The sequence below is a fragment of the Streptomyces rubellus genome, from assembly GCF_036323805.1.
In the GTDB taxonomy this organism is placed as follows: Bacteria; Actinomycetota; Actinomycetes; order Streptomycetales; family Streptomycetaceae; genus Streptomyces.
This window is the reverse complement of the sequence record NZ_JAZDCX010000009.1, coordinates 46575-62251: the sequence shown is the minus strand read 5'-3', so window position 1 is coordinate 62251 and position 15677 is coordinate 46575. Positions and strand designations below refer to the sequence as shown.

The window sequence follows — 15677 nt, the reverse complement described above, 5'->3', positions numbered from 1 at the left end:
GCGGTGGTTGCGGTGATGGGCCGCCGCTGGTGAGGGCGGCGTTGAACGGGGCGATGGTAGCCGTACGGCCGTTCAGAGGGAAACAAGTGTGGACAACTCACTGAGAATGGCGGGCAGAAGCGTTTTCCCTGGTGGTGGCGGTGAGCCGGGCGGAGGGACCGGACGGCCCGCTCCGCCGCCGTGCCGGTTTCGTGTCCGTCCCGGCGCTTCTTCGGTACTCCCCGGTGGGATTCTCCGCGGGCCGGCCCGCGGAGAATCCCACCGGGCGTCCGCTTCCGGCCCTTCGGGATCCCGGACCACGCGGTGTTCTCGCCCGCTAATCCCGGTCGGCGGTCCCGCGGCCGCGCAGCCGCTCCAGGTCGCGCCGCTCCCGCTTGGTGGGCCGCCCGGCGCCGCGTTCGCGCCGGGCCGCGGGGGCGGCGTACTCGGGCGGTGGCGGCGGCGGGCTGTTGTCGACGAAGCACTCCGCCGCGACGGGCGCGCCGACGCGCTTGCGCACCAGGCGTTTGACGACAACGATCCGCTCACGCCCCGAGTGGCGCAGACGCACCTCGTCACCGGAGCGCACCGGGGCGGCGGGCTTGGCGCGCTCCCCGTTGATCCGGACATGGCCGGCGCGGCAGGCGGCGGCGGCCGCCGAGCGTGTCTTGGTGAGCCGGACGGACCAGATCCAGCTGTCGATCCGTACGCTCCCCTCGGCTGCGGTCATGCCCCCGACTCTAGAGGAGGAGCCTCGCGCGGTGCGGCCGCCGTCGGCCGCCGGCGGTGGCACGGGCATATGCGGAAACTGTCACTGTTGTTCACCTCCGCAATGAACTGACGGTCGGGCGCCGAGCGCCGGGAGCCGTGCCGAAGAAAACGGGGCGGGGGGTCTTGACGCGCGGCCCGGGCGGGTAGAAGGTCTGGCAGCGGATATGGGAGCGCTCCCATGAGGGGGACCGACTCGGGGAGTGTTCCGCCGGACTGCTCACGTCAGGAGCCGAGACACGTGCACAGACGGAGAAACAGGCGGAAGAACGGGCGGGGAAACGCCGCCGTCGCCGGTGCGGGTGCCGCCGCCGCGCTGGTGTTGCTCGCGGGGACCACGGGAACGGCCGGCGCCGCGGCCGGCTCGCCGGAGGCGGGGAAGGACGACCGGCGGCCGAGCGGGACACGCCTGTACACGCCGCCCGCCAACCCGGACGCGTACGACCAGATCCGGGAGCTGGTCAGGGCCGGAAAGCACAAGGACGCCCTCGCCGTCGCACGGATGGTGCGGACTCCGCAGTCCGTGTGGTTCAACGGCCGGGGCGACGACAGCCTCATCCGTGGCGAGGTCCGCGAGATCGTGCGGGACGCGGCGCGCAAGCGGGCCCTGCCGGTGCTGACCCTCTACAACGTCCCCGGCCGGGACTGCTCGCAGTACTCGGCCGGCGGGGCCGCCGACACCGCCGAGTACCAGGCGTGGATCGACGAGGTCGCCAAGGGCATCGGCAAGAAGAAGGCGCTGGTGATCCTGGAGCCCGACTCCCTGGCCCTGCTGCCCTCCGACTGCGGGCAGGACGACGAGGAGGGCACCCTGACCGCCGCCCGCTACGCGGAGATCGACTACGCCGTCGACGCCCTCACCGCCCTGCCCGGCACCACCGTCTACCTTGACGCCGGCCACAGCGGCTGGCACAGCGTCAACTCCATCGTGCCGCGGCTGATCGAGGCGGGGGTCGAGAAGACCCGGGGCTTCTACCTCAACGCCTCCAACTACCGTTCCGACGAGGAACTGGCCCGCTACGGCGAACTGGTCTCCGGCTGCCTGGAGTACGCCGCCGGCGGCGGCGACCCGGCCGACTGCCCGAACCAGTGGTGGGACCAGGAGGACGCACGGGCCTGGCTGGACGAGAACGTCACCCCGGACCCGGCCGACCAGCCCCATTTCGTCACCGACACCAGCCGCAACGGCCAGGGCCCCTGGACCCCGGACACGGACCAGTACCCCGACCCCCAGGAATGGTGCAACCCGCCGGACCGCGGTCTGGGCAAGCGGCCGACCACCGACACCGGTGATCCGCTGAACGACGCCCATCTGTGGATCAAGATCCCCGGCGAGTCGGACGGCGAGTGCCTGCGCGGCACGGAGGGGCCGGAGGACCCCGCGCGCGGCATGATCGACCCGCCGGCCGGCCAGTGGTTCCCGCAGCAGGTCCTGGAACTGGTGCGCAACGCGGAGCCGCCGCTGCGCCCCTGACCGCCGACCGCCCGTCCGGCCGACTCGAACGCGCCTGGAGTCCCGGACGGGAACCCCGGTTCGGTGGCGCGATGAGGGCGCGCCACCGAACCGGTCACCCGTCCGGCCCCGGTGTCTCCTCCGCCGGGGCCGGACGGCCCGTATCGGCCCCCGCCGAAGAAGTCCCGAGAACCGAAGAGCCACCCGAGACCAGTTCACCGCCGCCGAGGAACTGTCCGGACCGGCCCGGTGGCCGTCGGCCGGGCCGGTGAGGCACCGGACCGTGTGTTTCCGCCCCCACCGGAAGGACGACGCCGTGACGAGATGGACGACGAGAGGGACCGGCGGACCGGCCGGCGAACCGGCCGCCGGACGGACCGCGCTGCGCGGCAGGTTACGGAGGTTCACCGCGGGAGCCGCCGTGACCCTCATGGCCGCGTGCACCCTGAACAGCGCACCCGCGGCGGCCTCGGCCGACGCGCCGCCGGCCTACGAGGACCCGGCCCTGCCGGTGGACGACCGCGTCGAGGACCTGCTGTCCAGGATGACGCTCGACGACAAGATCGGGCAGATGACCCAGGTCGACCGCAGCGCGCTGGAGGACCAGTCGGACCTGGCGGCCTACCGCATCGGCTCGGTCCTCTCCGGCGGCGGATCCGCCCCCGTCCCCAACACCCCCCAGGCCTGGGCGGAGATGTACGACTCGTTCCAGCGGACCGCGCTCTCCACCCCGCTGGGCATCCCCGTCATCTACGGCGTGGACGCCGTCCACGGCCACAACAACGTGCGGGGCGCCACGATCTTCCCCCACAACATCGGCCTCGGCGCCACCCGCGACCCCGGACTGGTGGAGCGGATCGGCCGCGCCACCGCCGAGGAGGTCGCCGGCACCGGCATCGACTGGACCTTCGCGCCCTGCCTGTGCGTGGCCCGCGACGACCGCTGGGGGCGCACGTACGAGTCCTACGGGGAGAAGCCCGAACTGCCCAGCGCGATGACCACGCTGATCGACGGCCTCCAGGGCCCCTCCCTGGACGCGCCCGGCTCGGTCCTGGCCACCGCCAAGCACTACCTCGGGGACGGCGGCACCACCGGCGGCGTCGACCAGGGGAACACCGAGCTGAGCGAGGCGGAACTGCGCGAGATCCACCTCCCGCCGTTCCGGGCGGCGGTGGAGCGCGGGGTGGGCTCGGTGATGGTCTCCTACAGCAGCTGGAACGGCGTGCGGATGCACGGGAACCGCCATCTGATCACCGATGTCCTCAAGGGAGAGCTGGGCTTCACCGGTTTCGTCGTCTCGGACTGGGCGGGCGTCGACCAGCTCGACGGCCAGGAGGGCTTCACCGCCGCCGAGGTGCGGGACGCGGTGAACGCCGGCATCGACATGGTCATGGTGCCGTACGACTACCGCAGGTTCACCGAGCTGTTGCGCGGCGAGGTGCGGGCCGGCCGGATCCCGATGGAGCGCGTCGACGACGCCAACCGCCGCATCCTGGCCAGGAAGTTCGAGCTGGGCCTCTTCGAGAACCCCTACACCGACCGCTCCTACACCGCCGCCATCGGCTCCGGGGAGCACCGTCGGCTCGCCCGCGAGGCGGTGCGCAAGTCCCAGGTGCTGCTGAAGAACTCCGGCGGCGTCCTGCCGCTGGACAAGTCGGCCAAGGTCTTCGTCGCGGGCAAGAACGCCGACGACATCGGTCACCAGAGCGGCGGCTGGACCATCACCTGGCAGGGCGGAAGCGGGGACGTCACCCCGGGGACCACCGTTGTGGAGGGGATGCGGTCGCTGGCCTCCGACCCGTCGCGGGTGACCTACGACCGGTACGGCAACGGCATCGACGGTTCCTACGACGTGGCCGTGGCCGTCGTCGGCGAGACCCCGTACGCGGAGATGGCGGGTGACCGGCGCGGCTCGATGGGCCTGGACCGGGAGGACCTGGCCGCCCTGGAGAGGCTGCGGGCCTCCGGGGTGCCTGTCGTGGTCGTGCTCGTCTCCGGCCGTCCGCTGGACATCGCGGAGCGGCTCGACGGCTGGGACGCGCTGCTGGCCGCCTGGCTGCCCGGCACCGAGGGTGCCGGGGTGGCCGACGTGCTCTACGGCGACCACGCGCCGACGGGGAGGCTGCCGATGACGTGGATGCGCTCCGTGAGCCAGCAGCCCGTCAACGACGGCGACGGCCAGACCCCGCTGTTCCCCTTCGGCCACGGGCTCACCTACCCCACCGACCACCGGACCGCGGACCGGCGGCCCGGGGGCTTCCGGGCCGAGGTGACGGTGCACGACAACGCCCCCGCCCCCTCGGAGGGCCGGAACGCGCGGCCGGCCCCCGGCGGATCGGCGGCGTTCGGCTCCACGGCCACCGGCGCCCCGGCCGTCCCCTCAGCACTCCGCACCGGTTCCTGAGGCGGAGCGGCACGGTCCCGCGCCGGCGGGGTGCGGCGGTCCTCCCGCCCGCCGCACCCCGCCGGTACCGCGGGTTTCCGCTCCCTCGGCCCGGGTACCGGAGGGCAGGTCAGCCCACCCGGGACCGGCAAGGGACGTGCGGGACGCCGGCCCGGGGGCGGACGGCGGCACAGCGGTGCGGCCACCACGATCGAGCGGCACCGGCACCCCGACCCGCGGGGGCGCCGGGCCGTATCCGCACAGGACGGTGAACGTGTTCGTCTTCTTCTCCAACCGGTCCGGCTGCCTCGGCTCGCTCCTGATCAGCCTGGCCGGTACGGCTCTGCTGCTGCTTCTCCTCTACAGCTGCCGGGGCGCCTGACGGCGGGCCCGGCGCGGCTCAGCGGTCCGTCGCGGACGGCAGCGGCTCCCCGCACCGCTCGCAGCGGACGGCGCCCGCCGCCTCGTTCATCCGGCCGCAGGCCGGGCAGACCCGGTCCAGCAGGCACGGCGGCTCACCGCCGTCCGCCGCGGCCACCGCCGCCGGAGACGGCGGACCGGCGCCGATGGTCATACCCGGCCGCCGCCGGTGAACGGTCAGGTAGACCAGCCCGTCCGGTCCCGCCCGCAGCGACCGCCGCGAGGCGCGCGGCAGCCACACCAGCAGCTGGGGCGTGAGCGTCTGCCGTCCGCCCGCGCCGTCCTCGAGCTCCCCGCCGCCGCCGACCACCAGCAGCAGGACGTCCAGGTCGTTCTCGGCGTGCTCGCCGACGGCCGCCCCTGGCGGCAGCCGCACCAGATTGGCGTCGAGCTGCCGGCCGGACTCGGCCAGCCGCCACAGGGCGCCGCCGCGCTCGACGGGCGCCCGGCCGGCGCGGTCGCCGAGGTCGGCCAGGACACGGGGGATCTCCTGCTGGGACACGGCACCTCCTGGGACGAGCGGTCCGATCCTATGCCCGGTCCGCACCGCCGGACCCGTACCGGCCCCGCGTAGGCTTGGGCACCGCGATGAGACGCAGACGCACGGCACCACCCGCCCCGCTGCCCCAGCGGCACGGCGTAGACCCGGTCCGCCTCAGGCTGCCCGGGACCGGTGACTGGGCGACGGTCCGCGACCATCTGGTCGACCGGCTGCCCGCGGTGCCGCCGGGGCGGATCGACGCCATGCTGTCCGGCGGCGAGGTGTGGGACGCCGACGGGCCGCTCGCCCCCGGAGCCCCGTACACGCCGGGGGCGTACGTGTGGTTCCACCGGGAGCTGCCGGACGAGGTGCCGGTGCCGTACGAGGTGGAGGTGCTGTACCGCGACGACGTCCTGGTCGTCGCGGACAAGCCGCACTTCCTGGCCACCACCCCGCGCGGCCGGCACGTCACCGAGACCGCCCTGGCCCGGCTCCGCCGCGATCTGGCACTGCCCGAACTCAGCCCGGCGCACCGGCTGGACCGGCTCACCGCGGGCCTGGTGCTGTTCACCGTCCGCCCCCGGTACCGCGCCGCCTACCAGAACCTCTTCCGGGACCGGCGGGTGCACAAGGAGTACGAGGCCGTCGCACCGTACGACCCGGCCCTGGAGCTGCCCCGCACGGTGCGCAACCGCATCGTCAAGGAGCGCGGGGTCATCGCCGCGTACGAGGTGCCGGGGGAGCCCAACAGTGTCAGCCGGATCGAGCTGACCGGGCACCGCGGCGGACTCGGCCGCTACCGGCTGCTGCCCCGCACCGGCCGCACCCACCAGCTGCGGCTGCACATGAGCGGTCTGGGCGTCCCCATCCTGGGCGACCCGGTCTACCCCCGCCCCGCCGAGCGCGCCCCGGACGACTTCGGCAGCCCGCTGCAGCTGCTGGCCGGGGTCCTGGAGTTCACCGACCCCGTCACCGGCCGTCCCCGGCGGTTCACCAGCCGCCGCACCCTTTCCGCCTGGACGGGCCCGGACGGGTGACAGCGCGTCCATGACCGCGGCCCGCCCGGGTACCCGGGCACCTGGAGAACCCGGAGAAGCCGGGTGGGACGGACGGCACGGGCCGGCGGAAGGACAGCGCATGAGCGGCGGCGGAACGGGACGGGCGGTGCTCTTCGACGTGGACGGCACCCTGGTGGACACCACCTATCTGCACACCGTGGCCTGGTGGGAGGCGTTCCGGCAGGCGGGCCGCCGGGTGCCGATGTCCCTGATCCACCGGACCATCGGCATGGGCAGCGACCAGCTCCTCGACCGGCTGCTGGGCGAGGACCACGATCCGGCGGAGGCCGAGGCCGTCACCGCCGCCCACCGGACCCTGTACGCCGAGTACTGGCCGCGGCTGGCCCCGCTGGAGGGAGCCGCCGAGCTGCTGCGGGCCTGCGCGGAGCGGGGCTGGACGGTCGTACTGGCCAGCTCCGCGCACGGCGACGAGCTGGCGGTGATGCGACAGGCGGTGGGCGCGGACGACGTGGTCGCCGGCGCGACCAGCTCCGACGACGTCGAGGCCAGCAAACCGGCGCCCGACCTGGTGGTCTCCGCGCTCGACCGGGCCGGGGTCGGCCCCGACCGGGCGGTGTTCGTGGGCGACACCGTGTGGGACGTGGCCGCCTGTGAGCGGGCGGGCGTGCCCTGTCTGGGCGTGCTCTCCGGCGGGCTGACCCGGCAGGAACTGCTGGACGCGGGCGCCGTGGAGGTCTACGAGGACCCGGCGGATCTGCTGGCCCGCCTCGACGACAGTCTGCTGGGCCGCCCGCAGGGCGCGGCGTGAGCGGGCGGCCCGCCACCGCCGGCCCGCGGCGCGGGTCTGCGTCGATCGGGTGGAGATGAGCCGTGAGCCACCGCCGTGCACCCTCGCCTGCCAGGGGCACGGAGGAGGGACGGCCACAATTCCGGCAGGGGATCCGGCGCGGTTCCGCCGAGGTTTCCGGCCACCGCGCGAGGGCACCCGCCCAAGACCGTCACAGCGCCCAACGCCCCTGATGGTGACGAGGAAAGGGCCATGATGCTCGTCAGCAGTACCCCGTTCGCGGCCGTGTCCGCAGGGCATGCCACCCCCGGCCCCCGCAGCGGGCGGTCCGCGGCGTGAGAAACCCGACTGCCATGATCAGCCCGGGTGCTCCCGGCGGTGCCCACGACGGACGGCCGGAGCCGGCCAGGCCATCCGCACCGCCGGAATCCGCACCGGTGGGGGGAACACGTGACGGAACCGCCCCCGGCACCGACGAGGTCCGGCTCCGGGTGGAGGAGGCCCTGCGCGACTATGTGACCGAGCGGTGTGCCGAGGCCGAGGACATCGACGGCACCTTCGGCGCCCAGCTGGCCGCCGGGGTCTCGCGGTTCGCGCTGCGCGGCGGCAAGCGGACGCGGGCCGGCTTCCTGTGGTGGGGCTGGCGGGCCGCCGGCGGCGCTCCGCACGGCACCGGCGCGCCCGCCGTCCTGCGGACCGCCGCGGCCCTGGAACTGCTGCAGACCTGCGCCCTGGTCCACGACGACCTGATGGACGACTCCGCCCTGCGCCGGGGCCGCCCCGCCCTCCATGTCGACTTCGCCCGCCGCCACCGGCAGGACGGCATGGTCGGCCGCCCCGAGGCGTACGGGACCTCGGTGGCCGTCCTGGCCGGGGACCTCGCGCTGGCCTGGGCCGACGACCTGTTCACCGAGTCCCTGCCGGACGACGCGGCGCTCCGGCGCGAGGCGCAGCGGGCCTGGCGGGCGATGCGGACCGAGACCGTGGCCGGGCAGTTCCTGGACCTGCACGCCCAGGCGGCCGGCCGGCCCTCGGCGTCCGCCGCGCTGCGGGTCGCCTATCTCAAGAGCGCCCTCTACACCGTCGAGCGGCCCCTGCACCTGGGCGCGGTCCTGGGAGGGGCCGGTCCCGAGCTCGTCGGCGCGCTGCGCTCCGCCGGGCGGGACGCGGGGCTGGCCTTCCAGCTTCGGGACGATCTGCTGGGTGTCTTCGGCGACCCCCGGCGCACCGGCAAGCCCGCGGGGGACGACGTGCGCGAGGGCAAGACCACCTATCTGGTGGCGCTCGCCCTAGAGCGGGCCGAGGCGCTCGGCGACACGTCGGCCCTGGCCGTGCTGCGCGGCAGCCTGGGAGACCGCGCGCTGACCCCGGAGCGGCTGGAACGTTTCCGCCGGGTGCTGGCCGGGCTGGGGGTGCGCGCCGCCGTGGAGGAGCGGATCGAACGGCTCGGCGAGCTCGCCGAGCGCAGGCTGCACGGTGCCTGCGAGGACCCGGTCGTCGCGGACCGGCTGGCCGCCATGGTCCACGCCGTGGCCGGAACGGACGGTGCCCGCGGTGCCCGGACCGCCACCGGACCGGGGACGGAGGCGCTGCGGTGAGACGCGTCCAGGGACGTACCGATCATGTGGTGGTCGTCGGCGCCGGGCTGTCCGGGCTGGCGGCCGCCCTGCACCTGCTCGGGGCCGGCCGCCGGGTGACCGTCCTCGAACGCGACCCGGGCCCCGGTGGCCGGGCCGGGCGGCTGGAGCGCGGCGGCTACCGCATCGACACCGGACCGACCGTGCTGACCATGCCGCACCTGCTCGACGAGGCGCTGGCCGCGGTGGGCGAGTCGGTGGACGAGCGGTTGGAGCTGCTGCCCCTGCACCCGGCCTACCGGGCCCGCTTCGCCGACGGCTCCGCGCTGGAGGTCCACACCGGCGCCGAGGCCATGGCCGAGGAGGTGCGCCGCTTCGCCGGACCCGCCGAGGCGGCCGGCTACCTGCGGCTGCGCCGCTGGCTGGAGTGCCTGTACCGGGCCCAGATGGGGCGCTTCATCGACAGCAACATCGACCACCCCCTGCAACTGCTCCACCCGGACCTCGCCCGGCTCGCCGCCCTGGGCGGCTTCGGACGGCTGGAGGGGCAGGTGGGGCGGTTCCTGACCGACGAGCGGCTGCGCCGGGTCTTCACCTTCCAGTCGCTGTACGCCGGGGTGGAGCCCGCCAGGGCGCTGGCCGCCTACGCCGTCATCGCCTACATGGACACCGTCGCCGGGGTCTGGTTCCCGCGCGGCGGCATGCACGCCGTACCCGCCGCCCTGGCCGGCGCCGCCGGCGACGCGGGCGCCGAGCTGCGGTACGGGTGCGAGGTGACACGCCTGGAACAGCGGGCCGGACGGGTGGTGGCCGTCCACACCGGCGACGGCGACCGCGTCCCCTGCGACGCGGTCGTCCTCACCCCCGACCTGCCCGTCGCCTACCGGCTGCTGGGCCGCGCCCCCCGCCGCCCGCTGTCCCTGCGGCACTCGCCCTCGGCGGTGGTGCTCCACGCCGGGGTCCGCCGCACCCGGAACGAACTGGCCCACCACAACCTCTTCTTCGGTGCCGCCTGGCGGCGCACCTTCACCGAACTCACCCGGACCGGGAGCCTGATGAGTGATCCGTCCCTGCTGGTCACCCGCCCCACGGCCACCGACCCGGCGCTGGCCCCGCCGGGGCGCGACCTGCTCTACGTCCTGGCGCCCTGCCCCAACACCGACACCGGGCCGCTGCCCTGGGACGAGCTGGCGCCCCGCTACCGGGACAGCCTCGTGGCCGAGCTGGAGAGCCGGGGCCTGACCGGGCTGGACGCGGACATCGAGACGGAGCACCTGGTCACCCCGGTGGACTGGGCCGCGCAGGGGCACGCCGCGGGCACCCCCTTCTCCGCCGCCCACACCTTCTGGCAGACCGGGCCGTTCCGCCCGGGGAACCTGGTGCGCGGTGTGGACAACGCCGTCCTGGCCGGGTGCGGCACCACCCCCGGCGTGGGCGTGCCGACCGTGCTGGTCTCCGGGAAGCTGGCCGCCCGGCGCGTCACCGGCCCGCCACCGGCGGCCCGCGCGCCGCGCCGCGCCGGCCGCCGCACCGCCCACCTCTCCGCTGCCGCCGGGGAGGTGGGGCAGCGGTGACCGCCCGGGAACTGGACGCCGCGGGCGTCACCGATCCGCGGCTGCGCCACGCCTACACCGTCTGCCGCCGGCTCAACGCCCGCCACGGCAGGACGTACTTCCTGGCCACCCGGCTGCTGCCGGTCGAGCGGCGCCCGGCCGTGCACGCCCTGTACGGCTTCGCCCGCTGGGCGGACGACATCGTCGACGACCTCGGCACCGGCCGCACACCCGCCGAGCGCGCCGGGGAACTGGAGGCGCTGGAGAGGGAGCTGCGCGCCGGGCCGAGCGCGGACAGCACCGTCCCCGTGCTGCGCGCGCTGGCCCACACCGCCGCCGCCTACCGCATCGGCCCCGGGCTGTTCGCCGACTTCATGGCCTCCATGCGGATGGACCTGGACGTCACGGACTACCCCACCTACCGGGACCTGTACGCCTACATGCACGGCTCGGCCGCCGTCATCGGCCTGCAGATGGTGCCCGTCCTGGGCACGGTGGTACCGCGCGAGGAGGCCGAGCCGCACGCGGCGGCCCTGGGCGTGGCCTTCCAGCTCACCAACTTCCTGCGCGACGTCGGCGAGGACCTGGACCGCGGCCGGGTCTACCTCCCGGGCGAGGTGCTCGCCGCCCACGGGGTCGACCGCGAGATGCTGCGCCGGTGCCGCGACACCGGACGCGGCCACCCCCGGGTGCGCGCGGCACTGCGCGAGGTCGCCGCGCACACCCGGTCGGTGTACCGCGAGGCCCGCCCCGGCATCGCCATGCTCGACCCCGTCGCCCGGCCCTGCATCCGTACGGCGTTCACCCTCTACGGCGGCATCCTGGAGCGGATCGAGGACGCCGGCTACGACGTGCTGCACCGCCGGGTCGCCGTGCCCGGCCACCGCCGGGCCGCCGTTGCCCTGGACGGACTGGCCCGGCTCGCCGCCGCCCGGCTGCACCGCCGTACCGCGTCCGCCGGGCGGCCGGGCACGGCCCCGGACACCGCCGGCCGGACGGAACCCGCCGGGCACCCGGCCCGCACCGTCTTCCGCAGGAGGGCCCTGCCATGACCCGTGAACCACTCCGCCGGAGCGGCGGCCCCGCCCGCCTCTCCTCCCGCCTGGCGCGGCGCCTCCCCGCACCGCCGCGCCGCGGGCTGCCGCTGCGGCCGGCCGCCCCGGTCGACTGGGCCGCGCAGCGGCCCACCTGGCGCGACGCCTCACCGGCCGTCATCGCGGCCGCCCTGAAGCGGGCCACCGCCCGGCCCTCGGGGAACTGGTACGTGCTGGGACCGTCCGAGCGGATACGGCCCGGCCGCGCCCACGGACGCACCGTCGCGGGCACGGAGGTGGTCGCCTGGCGTGATGCGGCCGGCCGGCTGACCGCGGGGCCCGGTGCCTGCCCCCACCTGGGCGCGCCGCTGAAGGACAGTCCCGTGCACTGCGGCCGGCTGGTCTGCCACTGGCACGGGCTGGCCCTGGACGGCCGCGGCGGCGCCGGCTGGGAACCGTACCCGGCCCACGACGACGGCGTCCTGGCCTGGGTCCGGCTGGACGCGGTCGGCGGCGAGGAGCCGCTGGAGCGCCCGGTGGTGCCCGAACGGCCCGCCCGGGACGCCTCGCTGTGCGCGGTCACCGAGGCCGAGGGCGTCTGTGAACCGGAGGACGTCGTCGCCAACCGCCTCGACCCCTGGCACGGAGCCTGGTTCCACCCCTACTCCTTCACCGGTCTGACGGTGCTCCAGGCGCCCGGTACCGGCCCGGAACCCTCCGATCCCGAGGAGGACCGCTTCACCGTCCAGGTCACCTTCCGGGTGGCCTCGCGCGGCGCGGTCCCGGTGCGGGCGGTCTTCACCGCCCCCGAGCCGCGCACCGTGGTGATGCGCATCACCGAGGGAGAGGGCGTGTCGTCGGTGGTGGAGACGCACGCCACCCCACTGGGCGAGGACGAGCGGGGCCGGCCCCGCACCGTCGTCACCGAGGCGGTGCTCGCCACCTCCGACCGCCCCGGCTTCGCCCTGGCCCGGGCGGCGGCCCCGCTGCTGCGCCCGCTGGTGCGGCGCACCGCGGCCCGGCTGTGGCGCGACGACCTCGCCTACGCCGAACGGCGCTGGCAGCTGCGCAGCACGGGCCGTTTCCCCGGCTGACCCCCGGCACGGCAGGGCCGGCGGCGGCCGGGACGGTTCTCCCGTTCCGGCCGCCGCCGGCTCACGCGTGCCGCCGTGCCCGCCGGCGCTCCCGGCCGCCCTCCCGGCCGCCCAGCGCCGCCAGGGCCCGCAGCGGTGCCGAGCGCCCGGCGTTGGGCACCGTCCACAGCGTCTGCCCCCGCACCCCCCAGCGCTCCAGCAGCGCGTTCGCCGCCAGGAAGCCGGTGGTGGCCGCCCGCTCCATCAGCGCCACCGGCAGATCCGCCCGGACGCAGTCCCCGGCGAGCACCACGCCCGGGTCGGGGGTGCGCACCGGGGGCCGGTCGGCGAAGGACCCCACCGCGAACAGCGGGCAGTCCGCCCGCCACTCGTGCACCGCGTCCACCACCCGCGCCGGGCGCGTCTCCGGCCAGAGCCGGTGCAGTCCGGCGAGCAGCTCCTCCTGCACGGCGGCGCGGTCGGCGCCGGGCGGGACGGCGTACGCGTGCAGCTCCACCACCGAGCCGCCGGTGCGCCGCGCCCAGCGGGCCGCCTCGCCCTCCCAGCGCTCCAGCACGCTGACGTTGTCCAGCGGACCGTAACCACTGGTGCCCAGGAAACCGGGCCGCTCCGGACGGACGGGGCGGTCCAGCCACAGCCGGGTCACCAGGAAGGGCGGGGCGGTGCGCAGCCGGGCGATCCGGGCGCGCCAGGCGGCATCGCCCAGACGGGGGGAGCCGGCCACGACCTGCCGCAGCCCGCCGGTGTCCAGGGCCAGGACCACCGCGTCGTACCGCTGTGGCGCGCCGCCTGCGGCGGCCACCTCGTAGCCGCCCGACGCGGTGGGGGAGACCGCCTCCACGGCCGTGTCCGTGAGGGTCTCGGCGCCGTGGCCGGACAGGTACTTCGCCAGCGGCTCCCACAGGGCGGCGGGGAAGGGCTCGTTCGCCACGTCGAAGAGCAGCCCCTCGCCGGAGCCCAGGAAGTAGATGTGGAACATCAGGGCCAGCTCGGCGGCCGACAGCTCCCCGGGATCGGCGAAGAAGCTGCGGGAGAAGACCTGGAAGGCCAGATGCCGGGCGCCGGCGGGGAAACGGACGCGGTCCAGGAAGTCGGCGGCGCTGATCCCGTCGAGCTGCTCGAAGACCTCGGGCACCCGTACGTCCAGCAGCGGCAGGGCCGCCACCGGGTCCATGCGCAGCAGCCCCGGCAGGGTGAACGTGGGGCTGAGGGCGGCGAAGCCGAGCGCGTTCCACGGCGGGGTGCGGGGCACCCGGGCGAAGCCGTCCCGGGCACCGCCGCTGTGGACCAGGGGGTAGTCGGGCAGTCCGGAGAGCATCCCCAGTGAGCCGTCCACCCGGCGCAGCAGCCCGCGCAGGTTGTAGTACTGGCGGAAGAAGGCGTGGAAGCCGCGGCCCATCGTCACCGCCGAACCGTCCGCCAGCGTCACCGGCCAGCCGGCCAGCCGGCCGCCCAGCCGCGGTTCCCGCTCCAGGACGGTGACCCGCACCCCGCGTTCGGCCAGCGCGGTGGCCGCCGCCAGCCCGGCGATGCCGCCGCCCGCGACGGCGACTCGCGGCGGCTCCCCGGCCACCGCCGGGCGCCCCGGCGCCGGATGCAGGACGGTCGCTCTGCGGTCGCGCCCGCGCCGGGCGGCCGGGCGGCCGGGTACGGCGGCCGGTCGTCGGTGGTGCGGTGGGGGCAGCGGCATGGCGGAACACTCCTGTCGGACGAGGACGGCGGGGAACGCGGGTGGGGAACCGGGGACCGGGAACGGAGGAGGAGCGAGAAGGGGCAAGAAGGAGCAAGAGGGATGACGCGGACGAGCGGTACACCGCCGGAACGGTGGGGGAGAGGCCGGGTCAGGGCACGGCGGCGCGCCGCGGCAGTACGGGCAGTTCCACCGCCGAGCGCAGCATGGGCAGCACCGGGGTGCTCAGCCCGATGGCGAACTCCTCCCACCACCGGGAGCGGCCGTCGAGGAACCGCAGCAGCCGGTCGGGCGGATTGCGCAGGAACAGTTCGCTGAAGAACCGCGCCCCCGCCACCCGGCCGGTGTCCACGGCCCGCAGCATGACCGCGTCCATCGCCCGGTGGCGGGCGGCGTGCGCGGCGGGCGGCACCGGGACGCGCCCGCGGCGCCAGGCGTCGGCGATGGCGTCGCTCTGCCGCTGGACGGCGGCGAAGGTGTAGCCGGTGGCGGGCCGGGTGGCGCCGCCGGCCGTCCCGATACGGAAGACGCAGCGCCCGGCGCGGCGCGGGAAGACGGCGTCCGTCATGGGGATGACGCCCTGCTCGGTGCCGGTGACCGTCATCCCCTCCAGACCCAGCACCCGGCCGGTGTAGTCCCGCAGCGCCCGCTCGTAGCCCTCGGCCGACAGCGGGGCGCGGGAGAACTCGGTGTACTCCACCAGCGCCTCCCGCCGGCCCAGCGGCAGGACGTAGCCGAAGGACAGCCCGTGGGCGGGCTGCGGGGTGCGGAAGTCCATCAGCTCCACGGCCGACGGGTCGAACGCGTCGGCGGAGCAGCGCACGAACCAGCCGCGGAAGTGCTGGAGCAGCGTGCTGCGCGCGGGCGGGAGCCGCCGGGGCGGGCGGGAGTCGAACACCCAGCGGGCCCGCACCCGTACCGGGGTCCCCGCGGCGTCGGTGCCGTGGACGACGGCGCCGCCCGCCGGATCGTCCAGCACCCGGTCGACGACCGCGGCCAGCCGCCGTACCCGGGGCAGGCGCGCCAGCCGGGCCTCCACCAGGGCGGCGAAGTCGGAGGAGCGGAGCATCTTGTAGCGCGCGGCACCCAGGTGGGCCTCGGTGGCGCGGCCGTCCGGGCCGCGCACCCGCAGCCGGTCCCAGCCGGCCCGTACCGCCTCGTCGTACGGGCCCTCGCCGGTCTCCCAGAAGCACCAGGTGCGGGCCGGGGCGCGCACCGGTCCCTCGGGCGCCTCGACGAGGACGACGGTGGGCGCGGTGCCGTCCGGGCCGACGGTGCCGGCCAGCCGGTGCACCAGGGACAGCCCGGCGGCGCCGGCGCCCACCACGGCGATGTCCGCGGGGGTGTCCGCGCCGAGACCTTCCAGATCGCTCACTCCGGCCGTCTTCCACGCCGTGCCCCCTCGTACACCGTCCGTGTCCGGCGGAAACCGGCAGGGC

General features: G+C 75.8%; 12 protein-coding genes. 8 read left to right on the top strand and 4 right to left on the bottom strand.

What is annotated here, in order from left to right; translation table 11 throughout:
* Positions 1 to 316: 316 nt before the first annotated feature.
* On the bottom strand, positions 317 to 709 hold the full coding sequence (locus V1L54_RS12580; protein WP_330118046.1) for an RNA-binding S4 domain-containing protein: 393 nt from the start codon (positions 707 to 709) through the stop codon (positions 317 to 319).
* A gap of 279 nt (positions 710 to 988) precedes the next feature.
* Between V1L54_RS12580 and V1L54_RS12575 the strand changes: the two genes are divergently transcribed.
* Both V1L54_RS12575 and V1L54_RS12570 read left to right on the top strand, forming a co-directional pair.
* The gene (locus V1L54_RS12575; RefSeq protein ID WP_330118045.1) at positions 989 to 2221 is read left to right on the top strand and encodes a glycoside hydrolase family 6 protein; all 1233 of its coding nucleotides are present in this window, start codon (positions 989 to 991) and stop codon (positions 2219 to 2221) included.
* A gap of 295 nt (positions 2222 to 2516) precedes the next feature.
* Positions 2517 to 4604: a glycoside hydrolase family 3 protein gene (locus V1L54_RS12570; protein ID WP_330118044.1), complete on the top strand. Its 2088-nt coding sequence runs from the start codon at positions 2517 to 2519 to the stop codon at positions 4602 to 4604.
* 379 nt (positions 4605 to 4983) lie between these two features.
* Here the strand turns inward: V1L54_RS12570 and V1L54_RS12565 are convergent, their stop codons facing one another.
* Positions 4984 to 5505: a hypothetical protein gene (locus tag V1L54_RS12565; RefSeq protein ID WP_443076606.1), complete on the bottom strand. Its 522-nt coding sequence runs from the start codon at positions 5503 to 5505 to the stop codon at positions 4984 to 4986.
* Positions 5506 to 5591: 86 nt separating this feature from the next.
* Between V1L54_RS12565 and V1L54_RS12560 the strand changes: the two genes are divergently transcribed.
* The 6 genes from V1L54_RS12560 (at position 5592) to V1L54_RS12535 (ending at position 12548) form a co-directional block, all read left to right on the top strand.
* Positions 5592 to 6521 (top strand): RluA family pseudouridine synthase, encoded by a 930-nt coding sequence (locus V1L54_RS12560; RefSeq protein ID WP_330118043.1) that lies wholly within the window; start codon positions 5592 to 5594, stop codon positions 6519 to 6521.
* A 100-nt stretch (positions 6522 to 6621) separates the two neighbouring features.
* Positions 6622 to 7311 carry an HAD family hydrolase gene (locus V1L54_RS12555; RefSeq protein WP_330118042.1) on the top strand — a complete coding sequence of 230 codons (690 nt, stop codon included), beginning with the start codon at positions 6622 to 6624 and terminating at the stop codon, positions 7309 to 7311.
* A 416-nt stretch (positions 7312 to 7727) separates the two neighbouring features.
* Complete coding sequence (locus tag V1L54_RS12550) at positions 7728 to 8888, top strand: polyprenyl synthetase family protein (protein WP_330118041.1); 1161 nt, start codon at positions 7728 to 7730, stop codon at positions 8886 to 8888.
* Positions 8885 to 10441 carry a phytoene desaturase family protein gene (gene crtI, locus V1L54_RS12545; RefSeq protein WP_330118040.1) on the top strand — a complete coding sequence of 519 codons (1557 nt, stop codon included), beginning with the start codon at positions 8885 to 8887 and terminating at the stop codon, positions 10439 to 10441. The genes V1L54_RS12550 and crtI overlap by 4 nt, the downstream gene beginning before the upstream one ends.
* A complete protein-coding gene (locus tag V1L54_RS12540) occupies positions 10438 to 11472 on the top strand; it encodes a phytoene/squalene synthase family protein (RefSeq protein ID WP_330118039.1) in 1035 nt (344 codons plus the stop codon). Before crtI ends, V1L54_RS12540 begins: the two co-directional genes overlap by 4 nt.
* The gene (locus V1L54_RS12535; RefSeq protein WP_330118038.1) at positions 11469 to 12548 is read left to right on the top strand and encodes a Rieske (2Fe-2S) protein; all 1080 of its coding nucleotides are present in this window, start codon (positions 11469 to 11471) and stop codon (positions 12546 to 12548) included. The genes V1L54_RS12540 and V1L54_RS12535 overlap by 4 nt, the downstream gene beginning before the upstream one ends.
* Positions 12549 to 12609: 61 nt before the next feature.
* On the opposite strand, the gene V1L54_RS12530 is transcribed toward V1L54_RS12535, so the two are convergent.
* Positions 12610 to 14238 carry an FAD-dependent oxidoreductase gene (locus tag V1L54_RS12530; protein ID WP_330118037.1) on the bottom strand — a complete coding sequence of 543 codons (1629 nt, stop codon included), beginning with the start codon at positions 14236 to 14238 and terminating at the stop codon, positions 12610 to 12612.
* 151 nt (positions 14239 to 14389) lie between these two features.
* Positions 14390 to 15604 carry a lycopene cyclase family protein gene (locus V1L54_RS12525; RefSeq protein WP_443076615.1) on the bottom strand — a complete coding sequence of 405 codons (1215 nt, stop codon included), beginning with the start codon at positions 15602 to 15604 and terminating at the stop codon, positions 14390 to 14392.
* Positions 15605 to 15677: the final 73 nt, after the last annotated feature.